General features: G+C 61.6%; 14 protein-coding genes. 5 read left to right on the top strand and 9 right to left on the bottom strand.

Going from position 1 to position 13,144, the window contains the following annotated elements:
- Positions 1 to 4: 4 nt before the first annotated feature.
- On the bottom strand, positions 5 to 595 hold the full coding sequence (pyrE, locus tag Q0072_RS17395; RefSeq protein ID WP_126423844.1) for an orotate phosphoribosyltransferase: 591 nt from the start codon (positions 593 to 595) through the stop codon (positions 5 to 7).
- A gap of 145 nt (positions 596 to 740) precedes the next feature.
- Between pyrE and Q0072_RS17390 the strand changes: the two genes are divergently transcribed.
- Together Q0072_RS17390 and Q0072_RS17385 are read left to right on the top strand one after the other, a co-directional pair.
- Positions 741 to 980, top strand: a complete 240-nt coding sequence (locus Q0072_RS17390; protein ID WP_298332815.1) for an AbrB/MazE/SpoVT family DNA-binding domain-containing protein — start codon at positions 741 to 743, stop codon at positions 978 to 980.
- The gene (locus tag Q0072_RS17385) at positions 977 to 1,378 is read left to right on the top strand and encodes a PIN domain-containing protein (RefSeq protein WP_298332813.1); all 402 of its coding nucleotides are present in this window, start codon (positions 977 to 979) and stop codon (positions 1,376 to 1,378) included. The genes Q0072_RS17390 and Q0072_RS17385 overlap by 4 nt, the downstream gene beginning before the upstream one ends.
- A 6-nt stretch (positions 1,379 to 1,384) precedes the next feature.
- On the opposite strand, the gene Q0072_RS17380 is transcribed toward Q0072_RS17385, so the two are convergent.
- Positions 1,385 to 3,601, bottom strand: coding sequence for a bifunctional (p)ppGpp synthetase/guanosine-3',5'-bis(diphosphate) 3'-pyrophosphohydrolase (locus Q0072_RS17380; protein ID WP_298332880.1), 2,217 nt, complete (start codon positions 3,599 to 3,601; stop codon positions 1,385 to 1,387).
- Positions 3,602 to 4,164: 563 nt separating this feature from the next.
- On the bottom strand, positions 4,165 to 4,524 hold the full coding sequence (rpoZ, locus tag Q0072_RS17375; protein ID WP_013480428.1) for a DNA-directed RNA polymerase subunit omega: 360 nt from the start codon (positions 4,522 to 4,524) through the stop codon (positions 4,165 to 4,167).
- A gap of 195 nt (positions 4,525 to 4,719) precedes the next feature.
- Here rpoZ and Q0072_RS17370 point away from each other — a divergent pair, with 195 nt between their 5' ends.
- Positions 4,720 to 5,688, top strand: coding sequence for a DMT family transporter (locus Q0072_RS17370; protein WP_298332811.1), 969 nt, complete (start codon positions 4,720 to 4,722; stop codon positions 5,686 to 5,688).
- Here the strand turns inward: Q0072_RS17370 and folK are convergent.
- Positions 5,649 to 6,200 (bottom strand): 2-amino-4-hydroxy-6-hydroxymethyldihydropteridine diphosphokinase, encoded by a 552-nt coding sequence (folK, locus tag Q0072_RS17365; RefSeq protein WP_298332809.1) that lies wholly within the window; start codon positions 6,198 to 6,200, stop codon positions 5,649 to 5,651. The two genes, Q0072_RS17370 and folK, sit on opposite strands and share 40 nt — an antisense overlap.
- A gap of 34 nt (positions 6,201 to 6,234) precedes the next feature.
- Here folK and Q0072_RS17360 point away from each other — a divergent pair, with 34 nt between their 5' ends.
- Positions 6,235 to 6,804 carry an NYN domain-containing protein gene (locus Q0072_RS17360; RefSeq protein WP_298332807.1) on the top strand — a complete coding sequence of 190 codons (570 nt, stop codon included), beginning with the start codon at positions 6,235 to 6,237 and terminating at the stop codon, positions 6,802 to 6,804.
- Between the two features lie 37 nt (positions 6,805 to 6,841).
- Here Q0072_RS17360 and smpB read toward each other — a convergent pair whose 3' ends face one another.
- A complete protein-coding gene (gene smpB, locus Q0072_RS17355; RefSeq protein WP_013480432.1) occupies positions 6,842 to 7,318 on the bottom strand; it encodes an SsrA-binding protein SmpB in 477 nt (158 codons plus the stop codon).
- 1 nt (position 7,319) lies between these two features.
- Positions 7,320 to 8,213 (bottom strand): 4-hydroxy-tetrahydrodipicolinate synthase, encoded by an 894-nt coding sequence (gene dapA, locus Q0072_RS17350; RefSeq protein WP_298332805.1) that lies wholly within the window; start codon positions 8,211 to 8,213, stop codon positions 7,320 to 7,322.
- Between the two features lie 281 nt (positions 8,214 to 8,494).
- Between dapA and Q0072_RS17345 the strand changes: the two genes are divergently transcribed.
- Positions 8,495 to 10,654 (top strand): lytic transglycosylase domain-containing protein, encoded by a 2,160-nt coding sequence (locus tag Q0072_RS17345; RefSeq protein WP_298332803.1) that lies wholly within the window; start codon positions 8,495 to 8,497, stop codon positions 10,652 to 10,654.
- Here the strand turns inward: Q0072_RS17345 and Q0072_RS17340 are convergent.
- From Q0072_RS17340 to Q0072_RS17330, 3 genes are read right to left on the bottom strand one after another with little or no spacing between them, the layout of a single operon-like run.
- Positions 10,617 to 11,396: an ABC transporter ATP-binding protein gene (locus tag Q0072_RS17340; protein ID WP_298332801.1), complete on the bottom strand. Its 780-nt coding sequence runs from the start codon at positions 11,394 to 11,396 to the stop codon at positions 10,617 to 10,619. The genes Q0072_RS17345 and Q0072_RS17340 overlap by 38 nt on opposite strands.
- Positions 11,393 to 12,373 (bottom strand): iron ABC transporter permease, encoded by a 981-nt coding sequence (locus Q0072_RS17335; protein ID WP_298332799.1) that lies wholly within the window; start codon positions 12,371 to 12,373, stop codon positions 11,393 to 11,395. Before Q0072_RS17335 ends, Q0072_RS17340 begins: the two co-directional genes overlap by 4 nt.
- Positions 12,370 to 13,098, bottom strand: coding sequence for an iron ABC transporter substrate-binding protein (locus Q0072_RS17330; RefSeq protein ID WP_298332797.1), 729 nt, complete (start codon positions 13,096 to 13,098; stop codon positions 12,370 to 12,372). Before Q0072_RS17330 ends, Q0072_RS17335 begins: the two co-directional genes overlap by 4 nt.
- Between the last annotated feature and the right edge of the window lie 46 nt (positions 13,099 to 13,144).

The following is a 13,144-nucleotide window of genomic DNA, read 5'->3' as shown; positions in this document are numbered from 1 at the left end:
GGCATCAGGCCTTTTGCGACAGACGGCGGCTGCCGGGGTCCTGTACCGGAATGGCGGCCAGTTCCGGCGGCAGGGCGTCGGCGGGATAGGCGGGCACTTCGAGGCTGGCCAGCGAGATCAGCGGCACGCCCACATCAGCCTTCCCGCCCGACCGGTCAACGATACAGGCCGCCGCGACGACTTCACCGCCCAGCGCCTGAATGGCGGCGATACATTCGCGCGACGAGAGGCCGGTGGTCACGATGTCTTCGACCATGACCACCTTGGCGCCGGGTTCGATGTGGAAGCCGCGGCGCAGCTTGAACTCACCCTCGACACGCTCGACGTACATGGACGGGACCTTCAGGTGACGCGCCGTCTCATAGCCGGGGATGATGCCGCCCACGGCAGGCGAAATCGCCACATCGACGCTACCGGCCTGCGCCACGATCTTTTCGGCCAGCGCCTTGCACAGGCGCTCGCAGCGGTCCGCATTCATGAAGACGAGGTTTTTTTGCAGGAACAGCGGCGAATGCAGCCCGCTCGATAACACGAAATGCCCCTCTCTCAGGGCATTGGCGTCACGGAATTCATTGATCACGTCTTCAGAGGTCATGGGAGGGTCCCGGCAGTATGTGTTTTGCCGCTACATAGGCCAAATCGCCGTCTGACCCAATAAGTATTTCAGCCGCATCCGTACACTTTCGTGATTTGCTTACTCTGCTCCCTTACACTAAAGTAAGGCACTGGAGGCCAAAAAAATGAGTACCGCAACGCTTACCACCAAAGGTCAGATCACCATTCCCGCTGAGGTGCGCAAGGCCATGTCGGTCAGTCAGGGCGACCGGGTGGAATTTGTCGAGGTCGAACCCGGCAAGTTTCTGCTATGCGCCGCCACGCGCTCGATGACGGAACTCAAGGGTCGCTTTGGTAAACCATCTCGTCCCGTCAGTATTGAAGAGATGAATGAGGCCATCGCGCAGGCGGCATCCGGCGAATGATCGGGCTCGATACCAACGTCGTTGTTCGCTACATCATGCAGGACGACATGGCTCAGGCCGCTCTGGCTTCGGCTCTGATCGAAGGCCTGTCCGACGATCAGCCGGGGTTTATATCGGTCGTGACCTGTGTCGAAATCGTATGGGTATTGACGCGCAGCTACAGGCTTCCGCGCGACGCCATCATTGAGACGCTGGAGATTTTACTGAGTGCCTATCAACTTCGTTTTGAGCACAAGCCAGACCTCTATCGGGCGCTGGGCGATTACAAATCCGGCAAGGCGGACTTCGCCGATGCCCTGATCCACCGGCTGAACCTGAGCGCCGGATGCGATAAGACCGTGACCTTTGATGTAGCGGCGGCAGATCACGCAGGCATGACCCTCATCACAGCGGCTTGATCGGGCTTACCCCCTGATCCGCTCGACCCCCTCGACCGAGGGATTGGTGCGGATCGCCGCCGTAATATTGGTCAGGTGGCGGGCATCCAACACCTCGACTTCGAATTCCGCATCGAGGAAATCGACCTGTTGGTTCGACAGGCGGATATTGACGATATTGCCTTTCGCCTCACCGATCAGGGTACAGACCTGCCCCAGAACGCCCGGCTTGTTGCGCATATTGGCGCGGATACGGGCGGGCGAGACGGTGTTCTTTTCGGCGTTGAGCGTCCATTGCAGGTCGATCCACACCTCTTTTTGCCCCTCATAGGTTTCCAGTTGCTCGCATTCGATGGAATGGACGTGCACCGCCGCGCCTTCGACAATGCCAACGATGCGGTCACCCGGCACCGGGGTGCAGCAGCGTGAAAAGACGATCTTCTGCTGCGGCCGCAGGGCATGGCCGCGCACAAAGGCCGTGGCGTCTTCGCCATCCTTGATGCGGCTGAAGGAATCGGTGGTCAGGGTGGCGGGCAGTTTCAGGCCGGGGAACAGGGCCTCCAGCACCTTGGCCGGGGCGATCTTGCCGCGGCCACACAGTTCAAACAGTTCGTCCTCGCTCTGCACCTGAAAGCGCTCAAAGGCCGGACGCCAGGACATGTCGGTGAGGGTCTTTTCGACCTGCGCCGCCCCGCGTTCCAGCGCCGAGCGCCCCAGACGGATGAAATCGTCGCGCTGGGTCTGACGGATGCTGCGGCGGATGGCGGCGCGCGCCCGGCCGGTAATGGTCAGCGACTGCCAGTCCGGGTTCACGCGTGCTTCGACACCGGTGATGATTTCGACCTGATCACCGTTCTGCAAGGGCGTGCGCAGCGGCTTGTGCTCGCCATTAATGACGGCACCGATGGCCTTGTCACCCACTTCGGTATGGACGGCATAGGCGAAGTCGAGCGGCATGGCCCCGCGCGGCAAAGAGATCAGGCGGCCCTTCGGTGAGAAGCAGAAGACCTGATCGAGGAACATTTCCAGCTTGGCGTGCTCGACCCACTCATCGGAATCGCCACCATTTTCGGCGATCTGCACAATGGCGCGCAGGTTGGCGATGGGGTTGCGCTCAGCCCATTGCGTTGCCGCCGCCTCATCAAAGCCGTAGGACTGGTTCTTGTAGCCCCAGTGCGCCGCCAGCCCCTCTTCGGCCACGCGGTCCATCACCTCGGTGCGGATCTGCATTTCGATACGCGCACCCTTGTGACCAATGACGGTGGTGTGCAGGGACTGATAGTTATTGGACTTGGGCGTCGAGATAAAGTCTTTGAAGCGGTCCTGTACGCAGGGCCACTTGCGGTGCAGCACGCCCAGCGACAGGTAGCAGTCGTCCGGGCTATCGACGATGACGCGAAACGCCACAATATCCGACAGTTGCGAGAAGCCGATCGACTTGCGTTGCAGCTTGCGCCAGATCGAATAGGGCGATTTTTCCCGCCCCGACACCCGCGCCCGGATACCAGCGACCGAGAGTGTGTCCTGAATATCGCGGGCAATATCGGCGACCGCCGCGCCCTTCTGATCGCGCAGATCGGCCAGTCTTTGCAGAATGGCCGCCCGCCCGCGCGGATTGATAAAGGTGAAGGCCAGATCTTCCAGTTCGGTGGCAAAGCGGTTGCAGCCGATCTGACGGGCCAGCGGCGCATAGACCTCCAGCGTCTCGCGCGAGATGCGCTCGCGCTTGTGCTCCGGCACGTATTGCAGGGTGCGCATATTGTGCAGACGGTCGGCCAGCTTCACCAGCAGCACACGCACGTCCTTGGAAATGGCCAGAATGAATTTGCGCAGGTTTTCCGACTGCTTGGTATATTCGGACTTCAGCTCCAGCCGCGTCAGCTTGGTGACACCTTCGACCAGTTGCGCGATCTCTTCGCCGAACAGCGAAGCGATTTCCTCGCGCGTGGCGGGCGTGTCCTCTATGGTGTCGTGCAGCAGCGCCGTGACAATGGCCGCCGAGTCCAGCTTGTAATCGGTGAGAATCCCTGCCACCTCGATCGGGTGGGCGAAATAGGGGTCGCCGGAAGCGCGCAACTGCGCTCCGTGCATACGCATGGCATAGACATAGGCGCGGTTGAGCAGCGCCTCATCGACGGTCGGATCATAGGCCGCAACCCGGTCGATCAGCTCCATCTGACGCAGGAAACGGCGCTTCGGAGCGGGGGTCGGCGCAGGCTTGGGAGCCTGCGCCTTCTCCGTCATAGACGGCATTTCGGGGGGTGTCTGGATCGGAGGCGCTTCCGCCGGTGGATCGAGCGGTGGGGTTTCCACCGGATCGAGCGGCGGCGTTTCGGATGGGGGCGTCACATCCCCTTCCTTTGGCTCACCGGGCGGCACTTCCTGAGGCTTTTCTTCCGGGAAACCGGGCGGCACGGCAGGCGGTTCGTTTTCAGACGAAACCCGTGCTGTGATTACCGATTGCCCTTCAGTTGCCATGTCCAGAACCGTACTCTTCTCATACATGCAGGCTCCTTAGATAAGAGCCCCGCCACGCGAGTCAAAGAGTAACCCCGCAAACCTTTAATCGCCAATAAAAAAGCAGGGTTTATACCAAGAGGCATTGAAGATGACTCTTGGTATTCGTTTCGCGAATGTCTTATGTCTTTGATACATATGAGACATTCGCGAGTTTTTAAACAACCGGATGCGTCAGCATCTTCGGGCGTTGGTGTTATGCGCAAAGTTACGGGCAAGGTGGCGCACACATAAAAACGCCGGCCTGAGCGACAGGCCGGCGTTTCAAAGACTCGAAAGATAGCAGAGGCTTAGTAACGCTCTTCCTGACCACCATCGCGGTCGGACTGAAGCGCGCGGATCAGCTCGCTTTCCGACATCTGCTGATGCTGCGGATCGGCCAGCAGGGCCAGGGTTTCGGCCTCTTCCTCGGCCTCGGTGCGCTCATCGACGCGTTGCAGCGAGGCGATCAGGCTTTCGGTCAGGCTTTCCGGCGGCAGCTTGTCTTCGGCGATTTCACGCAGGGCCACAACCGGGTTCTTGTCGTTGTCGCGGTCGAGCAGGATCGAAGCACCCGAAGAGATGGCGCGGGCGCGATGCGCCGCCAGCAGCACCAGATTGAAACGGTTATCGACCTTCTCGACGCAATCTTCGACGGTGACGCGAGCCATGCAGAACCCTTTGCAAATAATGACAAAAACGCCGCCGCCAAGACGCATTTCGCCTTGACCGACAGCGTGAGCCGTGTTCGTTCGCTCCGTCTTTACCCAGTGTCGCTGTAAAACACAAGAATTACTTGTCATTTGCGTTCAAGCCGCTGTGCAGCGGTTGCACCGCCTGCCCGCCTCGCCTAAGAGACGCGCATCATGTCCGCTGCGTCCTCCCCTGTTGCGTCCCCCTCCGCCCTGTCGCGCTGGAGCGGCTATGCTTTGGCCCTCGCCGGGGCGTTTCTCTTCGCCACCAAGGGCATCTTCATCAAGCTGGCCTATGCCTATGAGGTCGATGCCTCGACGCTTTTGACCCTGCGGCTTCTGATCGCCACGCCCTTTTTTATCGCGGTCGGCCTGATCACCCGCTATCGCCAGCGCAAGGCCGCGCCCCTGTCGGGCAGCCTGTATCTCAAGGCGCTGGCGGTTGGCGCGTTGGGTTACTGGTTCGCCAGCTACACCGATTTCGAAGGGCTGGTGCACCTGTCGCCGCAGTTTGAACGCCTGATTCTGTTCACCTATCCTTTGTTCGTCATCCTTCTGGGGGCGTGGCTGTTCCGCCAGCCTTTGAAGATGCTGGCCCTGCCCGCCTTTGTCATTGCCTATGCGGGTCTGGCCCTCGTCTTCTGGTCGGAAGCGGGCAGCGGCGGGCCGGACGTTGCCATCGGTGCCGGCTGGGTCATGGCCTCCTCCGTCGCCTTCGCCCTCTATCTTCTGCTGGCCAAACCGCTGATCGCGCAGATGGGCGCCGCCCTGTTTACCTCGGTCGGCATGGTCGGGGCGGCCATCGCCACCTTCATCCATTTCGGCCTGACCCATCAGGCCAGCGCCATCCCGGCCGATCCGGGTCTGTGGACGCTGGCGCTCGGTCTGGCCATCGGCGCGACCGTCCTGCCCGGCTATCTGGTCAGCTTCGCTCTGGCGCGCATCAGTTCTCAGGCCAATGCCGTCATCGGCTTCATCAACCCCATCTTCACCATGGGACTGAGTGTGCTCATCCTCAAAGGAAGCCTCTCGCTCATCGACCTGATCGGCACAGTGCTGGTGCTGGGTGGCGTCGGGCTCTACACCTGGCTGGAACAGCGCCCTCAGAGGCTTAACAAGGCGGATGTATCCTCGGCCGGATAGGCGTCCGTTCCCACCGTCACCCGCGCATACAATTCTCGTGCGCTTACGCCCAACACCGGATGCCGCCAGTCCGGCGCAATCTCTGCCAGCGGCCCCATAACGAAGCCCCGCTCATGGGCGCGCGGATGCGGCAGGACCAGTCCGCCCTCACGCACCCTGTCGCCATAGGCAATCAGGTCGAGATCGAGCACACGCGGCAGATTGCTTTTTTCGCTCCGCACGCGACCGGTTTCGGCCTCCAGCGCGTGTAAGTGCGTGAGTAAATCGTCCGGTTTCAGCGTCGTGCAAACCGCCATTACGGCATTATGGTAAGGCGGACAGTCGGGGTCCGGCCACGCCTGAGAGCGCCACAGGGATGAAATCTGCGTAACCTTTATGTCATCAAGGCACAAGCGCTTGACAACCCTCGCCAAGGCCTGCAAAGGATTTAGATACTCGTGAGGCAAATTCGCGCCATAGGCAATGTAGATGTCAGGCCCATTCGCCGATAACGCTGATACTGTTTTAGACATTTTTTCTTCGATTTTTTAAACGAAAGACATTTAAATGAGTTTTTATCCAACCGACAAGATTGCTCTCTTTATTGACGGTGCCAACCTTTACTCGGCAGCCAAGGCGCTCAACTTCGATATTGATTACCGCAAGCTTCTCGATGAGTTTCGTAAGCGCGGTGTTCTGCTGCGTGCCTATTACTACACCGCTCTGGTCGAAGGCGACGACTATTCGCCGATCCGCCCGCTGGTAGATTGGCTGGACTATAACGGTTTTGCCCTGATTACCAAGACCGCCAAAGAATATACTGATGCGCAGGGGCGCAAACGCTGGCGCGGCGATATGGATATCGAAATCGCCTGCGACATGATGGAAATTGCCGAACACGCCGACCATCTGGTGCTGTTCTCCGGCGATGGCGACTTCCGTCGCCTGATCGAAGCCGTGCAGCGCAAGGGCTGTCGCGTTACGGTCGTTTCGACCGTCAAGTCGCAGCCGCCCATGACTTCGGACGAACTGCGCCGTCAGGCCGACACCTTCGTCGATCTGGCCGATCTGGCCAGTGTCGTAGGCCGCCCGCGTCAGCAACAGACGAACGCCCGCCACGACGAGTTTGAAGACTAAAAAGAAAAAGCCCCACCACCCGGCGGGGCTTTTTTGTTTAGCCGTGATCCTTGAGCAGGCGCGCCTTTTCGCGGCCCCAGTCGCGCTTGGCCTCGGTCTCGCGCTTGTCGTGCAGCTTCTTGCCCTTGGCCAGGGCGATCTCGACCTTCACCCTGCCCTTATCGTTAAAATAGAGCTTGGTCGGCACGATGGTCATGCCTTCGCGCTGCACGGCGATCATGAAGCGCGCGATCTCACGCCGGTGCATCAGCAGCTTGCGATGACGGCGCGGCTCATGGTTGAAGCGGTTGGCAAAGCCATAGTGCGGAATATCGGCATTGATCAGCACCAGCTCATCGCCATTCTCGATCGAGACGTACGATTCGGCGATGTTGGCGCGGCCCTGACGCAGCGACTTGACCTCGGTGCCGGTCAGGACGATACCCGCCTCGGTATTGTTTTCGAGGAAATAGTCGAAGCGCGCCCGCCGGTTATCGGCAATGACCTTATAATTGGATTGTTCTTTTTCGGCCAAGTCAGAGCCCCGCGGCTTTCATCGCCTCATCGACCAGCGGTCGCACAACCTCGGCGCAGGGCACGATGGGCAGGCGCACCTCGTCGGTCGTCTGACCCAGACGGCTCAGAGCGTATTTGGTGGGGGACGGAGACGCATCGGCAAACAGCACCTTGTGCAGTTTGATCAGCTTATCCTGCCATGTACGGGCGGTGGCGAAATCGCCTGCCTTCGCGGCATTATAGAGCGCCACCATCTCCGCCGGCGCAACATTGGAGGTCACCGAAATCACCCCGTGACCGCCGTGCGCCATATAGCCCAGAAGCGTCGGGTCATCGCCGGAGATAAACGAGAAGCCCGGTTCGATGGCGATGCGCAGCTGGCTCATACGTACCAGATCACCGGTGGCATCCTTGATGCCAACGATGTTGGGCAGCTTTGACAGGCGCACAATGGTGTCATTGGCAATGTCGATCACCGTGCGGCCGGGCACGTTGTACAGCATCACCGGTATCTCAACCGAATCGTTCAGTGCCTTGAAATGCTGATACAAACCTTCCTGAGACGGCTTGTTGTAATAGGGCACAACGACCAGCACGGCATCCGCGCCGACCGTTTTGGCATGACGCGCCAGTTCCAGCGCTTCGGCCGTATTGTTCGACCCGGCCCCGGCAATGACCTTGACCCGCCCGGCGGCAACTTCGACGCACAGGCGCACGATTTCCTTGTGCTCCTCCATCGACAGCGTCGAGGTTTCCCCCGTCGTGCCTACAGGCACCAGACCGTGCACACCCGCCTTGATCTGCGTCTCCACCAGCTGTTTGAACGCCGCATAGTCCACCTCACCGTTTTTGAACGGTGTCACCAGCGCGGTAATTACGCCGGAAAACAGGGGCAGGGCATCAAGGTTCGACATAGAGGTCATCATCCGGATAAGGCAGATCGAAATGTGGGGATGAGCCTTAAAACCACAATGGATTTGCTGCAACGACTTTGTAAAAAGAAAACGTCGGAATAAGGCGCGACTTGCGTCGGGCGGAAATATCCGCACCATTACGCCGTTACGTTTGCTCTGACGGTTTTTGTGATCGAAGCGTGACCACCGCACCGCGAAAATCACGGTACAAAAACCGGACACATAATTGTGCCCTCTTATACGGCCATTGTGACCGCCCGCCTACGCTTAAGGAATTTGTGATGATCAAGGCTTTTCGGACATTCAATGCGCGCTCGGTAACATCGTGGTGCCGCTGGATGAGCGGAGCGGCCCTGATTGCACTGACGGCGGGGACAGCCCTGTCTCCCGTTCTGGCGCAGGATACGACATCGGCCCCCCGTCCCTATCAGGCGGGGCTTATCACCGAAGCCGACCGCGCCACGCTGAAACAGGCGCTGGAGGCGGCGCGCAGCAAGAATTTCGCTCTGGCTGAGTCGCTGCGCGGCAGCTTAAGCGATCCGGTGGCGCGCAAGATCGTGCAGTGGGCCGTTATCAATAATGATGGCGACATCTATGGATTTGCCGCGCTCGATGGCGCACGCCGCGATCTGTGGGGCTGGCCGCGCGAGCAGAAGCGCCAGTTAGCCGCCGAAAAGCAGATCGGGAACGGAAGTCTGACGCCGCAGCAGACCATAGACTGGTTCAAGGGCGCGCCGCCCCTGTCGGTCGATGGGGCCATGGCCCTGATCAGCGCCTATGAGCGCGTGGGTCAGACAACCGAAGCCTCAGCACTGGCGCGGTCGTGGTGGCGCGATCAGGCCTTTGACGCGACCGATCAGTCGCGCTTTCAGGCCAGCTTCGGACGCTATCTGACGACAGAGGACCATAAGGCGCGCCTCACCACCCTGCTGCTGGGCACGCAAGGCCCGGCCACCAATGCCATGCTGCCGCTGGTTGATGAGACCAGCCGCAAGGTGGCCACGGCCGCTATGGCCCTGCGCTCCGGTTCGGCGGCGGGTGTCACCCTGTACGAGCAGGCGCTGGCCGTCAGCCCGCGCAACCCGGTTCTGGCCTATGAGCGCCTGCGTTCGCTGCGTCGCGCCAAGCTTGAGACACTGGGCTTTGGCCTGCTGGCCGACCTGCCTCCTGCCCCGGCTTCGGACGCCGCCATGGGCAATCTGTGGGTCGAACGCCTCTCCTATTTCCGTGCCGCGCTCAAGGCCCGCAACTATCAGGCGGCCTATGAGGCCATGAACGGCGGCGGTTTCCCTAACGGCGAAAAGAAGGCCGAGGGCGAGTTCTTCGCCGGGTGGACGGCGCTCATTCGCCTCAATCGCCCCGATCTGGCCCTGCCGCATTTTGAAAAGGTCCGCGAAGCCGGCACCTCGCCCATTACCCGCAGCCGCGCCCATTACTGGCTGGGTCGCGCCTATGAGGCCCGAGCGCACGCCGGTGACGCCGAAAAGGCCAGGGCCCATTTCGTCGAAGGCGGTCAGTTCATCTACGCCTTCTACGGACAACTGGCCGCCGAAAAGGCGGGTGTAAAGTCGATCACACTCGATAAAGACCCCGTGCCGACCGCTGCTGACCGGGCGCGTTTTGAGAACCGCGACATGGTTAAGGCTGCAAAGATTCTGGGACAAACGGGCGAGCGCGACCTGTTCAACGCCCTGATTCTGGCGCTGGACGACGTTCTGCCATCGGCAGAAGAACAAGCCCTGCTGGTCGATCTGGCCGGGACCTATGGGACGCAGGATCTGGCCATGCGCGTGGCGCGAGTCTCTCAGCAACGCGGCTTCTACCTGCCCGAACGCGCCTATCCGCTGCGCGCCCTGCCCGCCGTCAAATCGCCCGAAGGGTCTTTCGTACTGGCCATCACGCGTCAGGAATCAGGCTTTGACCCGATGGTGCGCTCGGGTGCCAATGCGCGCGGCATGATGCAGCTTATCCCCCCGACCGCAAAGGGCGTGGCTCGGCGCATGTCGCTGACCTATTCCGACTCGATGCTGTACGATCCCGACTACAATATGCAGTTGGGGGCCTATCACCTCGGTGAACTGGTGGATCGCTTCGGCGGGTCCTACGTCATGGCCGCCGCCGGCTACAATGCCGGGCCGAACCGCCCGCCACAATGGATCATCGACTGCGGCGATCCGCGCGGCGAAACAGCCGACCCCATCGCCTTTATCGAGTGCGCCCCCTTTACCGAGACGCGCAACTACATGATGCGCGTGATGGAAAACAACGCCGTCTACCGCGCCCGCCTCAATGGCGGCACCGCGCCCCTGACGCCGATGGCCGACCTGAAACGCGGCATGATCATCGCCTACACGTCGCAAACGGGCGACAGCGAAGATACGGGCAGCCTGCCGACCGGCCCGGTCAACTATAATGATCTGAAAGCGACGTCAGGGAACTGACCGGATGCGCCGCAAGGTGCAGGGCCGGGCCGTCATCACTTGCGCGGAACCCACCGTTCAGGTGGAAGACCTCAGCCAGCAAGGGCGGTGTGAAAACCTGTTCGGGCGTGCCAAAACCCGCCACGCGCCCATCGTGCATAACGTACACCGAATCGCAGAAGGCCGCCGCCAGCCCCAGATCGTGCAGGCTGGCGATCACCACGTGGCCGCGCGCCGCGGCGGCCTTCAGTACGCCCAGCCCCTGACGCTGCCACGCCGGATCGAGCGCCGTCAGGGGTTCATCAAGCAGCAGAATTGGGCAGGCCGTCGCCAGAAGCCGTGCCAGCAGCACCCGCGCCGTCTGGCCGCCGGACAGCGAAAAGACCCGCCGATGCGCCACTGCGCTTAAACCGACCTCATTCAGAGCCGCGTCGGCACGCGCCTCGGCATCGCGAAACCGCTGCGCCCCAAGTTGCACAATCTCGCGCACCGTCAGGTCCCAGCTTATGCTGCGCGTCTGCGGCAGGTAGCCAATCCGTGCCGCGCGTCCGGACAGGGACAGCGACGACAAAGCGCGATCGTCGATCTGAACCTCCCCCGCCGACGGAGCCACCAACCCCGCCAGTGCCCGCAGGAGCGTCGTCTTCCCCGACCCGTTCGGCCCGACCAGCCCGTAAAAGCGTCCCGGCTCAAAGCGCAGGGATACGTCTCGGACGGCTTCGGTGTGCGCCAGACGGACGCTGAGATTTTGTGTTTCAATCATCCCTGCACCCATTCCTTCGCGCTTTTCCACGCCAGAAGCGCAAACAGGGGCGCGCCGATCAGCGAGGTGAGCACCCCCAGTCGAATATCCGTCGAGGTCGGCAACAGGCGCACCGCGCCATCGGCCAGCAGCACCATGACCCCGCCCGCCAGTCCGGAGGGCGCAATCAGCCGATAGGGGTCGCGCACGCCCAGACCGCGCACCAGATGCGGCGCGGCCAGCCCGACAAAGCCGATCACCCCCGATACCGCGACGGCCAATCCGGCCAGCACACTGATGGCGACAACCGACAGCGCCGCCAGTTGGCGCAGATCGACGCCCTGAGAGCGCGCCGTGTCTTCGCCGAGCGTCAGCAGCCGCAGCCCCGGCCCCACCCGCCACAGCATAAGCGCCGCCAGCAGAAGCCCCCCCGCCGCCATGGCCGCATCCGTCCAGCTTCGGTTTTCGACCGACCCCATCATCCAGCCGAGAATTTCGGCGGTCGTTACCGGAGAGGGGGAGAGGTTAAAGACCAGCGCCATCAGCGCGCCGGTTAAGCTCGACAAGCCGACCCCCAGAAGGATCAGGGCCTGCCGGTCCGGAAAGCGGCTGACAAAGGCCAGAATAATCAGCGACACACCGCCGGCGAACAACAGAGCAAACCCTTCGACTGCGCCGGGCATCAGACCCAGCCCCAGCACGATGGCGATCGCGGCCCCCAGACCGGCTCCGCCCGACACGCCCATCAGACCGGGTTCGGCCAGCGGGTTGCGGAAATAACCCTGCGCCACGGCCCCGGCCACCCCCAGCATGGCCCCGACCAGCAGGGCACACAGATTACGCGGCAGGCGGATCTGCCACAGGATGTCTCCGGCCAGACTGCCGGGCGCACGCAGGGCCTCGGCATAGTCGGCGGGGCTTAGGGCCACTTCGCCCATGCCCATCAGCAGGACCAGCAAAAGGGCTGCCGAAAGGGCCAGAATGATCCATATTTTCAAGATATTGTCTCCGCCAGCTCAGGCAGGCCAAACGCCACATACCACGCGCTGCACGCCAGCATCGGGCTGGGGATGGTCACATGCGCCGCCCGCTCGATACGTGCCCGCACCAGGGGATGCCGCCCCGGTGCGCGCCGCATGGCATAGGCATCATCATAAAAGCCGAGCGCATAGACATCCGCCTTTTCGCTTAAAAACACTTCGGGCGACAGATAGTAGAAATAGGGCTGCGAGGCCACCAGCCGATGGCCCGTCGCGCCGATGATCTGCCCCACCCAGGTCGATGCCCCCGCCGAAAAGCCGGAGGGCGTATAGTAGAGGACGTTGCGCGGGCGTTGCGGCATCGGCACCCGCGCCAGAGCCGCTGCCATGTTTTGCGCTTCGCGTGCCCCGGCCTGCGGTACGCCCAGTTGCGCCGCCACGTTTTCAACCTCAGTGGCTGCCTCAGAGAAGGTTGCAATCTCATTGATCTGAATGATTTTAATACCATGCGCCTGTGCCTGCTTGATCAGTCGGGCATCGCCACCCCAGGTGCGGACGAGGGCATCGGGTTTTAGCGCCAGCAGCGCCTCCAGCGTAGGGCGACGCAGCGGGATCGCCCCGACCCGCGCGCGGTAAAAACTGTCCTGATGGCGGGCGCGTGGCGACAGGCTGAGGATACGATCAGACGGCAGGAGCGCCAGCGCATACTGATCGGCGCACATATCCAGAGATACGACACGCAAGGGTTTAGCCGCGGCGCCACACGCAAAAAGGCCCATCCAGCCAAAA

Source organism: Asticcacaulis sp. (genome assembly GCF_027484505.1).
GTDB lineage: Bacteria > Pseudomonadota > Alphaproteobacteria > Caulobacterales > Caulobacteraceae > Asticcacaulis.
The sequence above is the reverse complement of the archived record's forward strand: the minus strand, read 5'-3'. Positions and strand labels throughout refer to the sequence as shown.

What these genes read in the sequence shown, in the direction of transcription:
- pyrE (WP_126423844.1), bottom strand. Translation starts at nt 595, where the DNA reads ATGACCTCTGAAGACGTGATCAATGAATTCCGTGACGCCAATGCCCTG.
- Q0072_RS17390 (WP_298332815.1), top strand. Translation starts at nt 741, where the DNA reads ATGAGTACCGCAACGCTTACCACCAAAGGTCAGATCACCATTCCCGCT.
- Q0072_RS17385 (WP_298332813.1), top strand. Translation starts at nt 977, where the DNA reads ATGATCGGGCTCGATACCAACGTCGTTGTTCGCTACATCATGCAGGAC.
- Q0072_RS17380 (WP_298332880.1), bottom strand. Translation starts at nt 3,601, where the DNA reads ATGACGGAGAAGGCGCAGGCTCCCAAGCCTGCGCCGACCCCCGCTCCG.
- rpoZ (WP_013480428.1), bottom strand. Translation starts at nt 4,524, where the DNA reads ATGGCTCGCGTCACCGTCGAAGATTGCGTCGAGAAGGTCGATAACCGT.
- Q0072_RS17370 (WP_298332811.1), top strand. Translation starts at nt 4,720, where the DNA reads ATGTCCGCTGCGTCCTCCCCTGTTGCGTCCCCCTCCGCCCTGTCGCGC.
- folK (WP_298332809.1), bottom strand. Translation starts at nt 6,200, where the DNA reads ATGTCTAAAACAGTATCAGCGTTATCGGCGAATGGGCCTGACATCTAC.
- Q0072_RS17360 (WP_298332807.1), top strand. Translation starts at nt 6,235, where the DNA reads ATGAGTTTTTATCCAACCGACAAGATTGCTCTCTTTATTGACGGTGCC.
- dapA (WP_298332805.1), bottom strand. Translation starts at nt 8,213, where the DNA reads ATGTCGAACCTTGATGCCCTGCCCCTGTTTTCCGGCGTAATTACCGCG.
- Q0072_RS17345 (WP_298332803.1), top strand. Translation starts at nt 8,495, where the DNA reads ATGATCAAGGCTTTTCGGACATTCAATGCGCGCTCGGTAACATCGTGG.
- Q0072_RS17340 (WP_298332801.1), bottom strand. Translation starts at nt 11,396, where the DNA reads ATGATTGAAACACAAAATCTCAGCGTCCGTCTGGCGCACACCGAAGCC.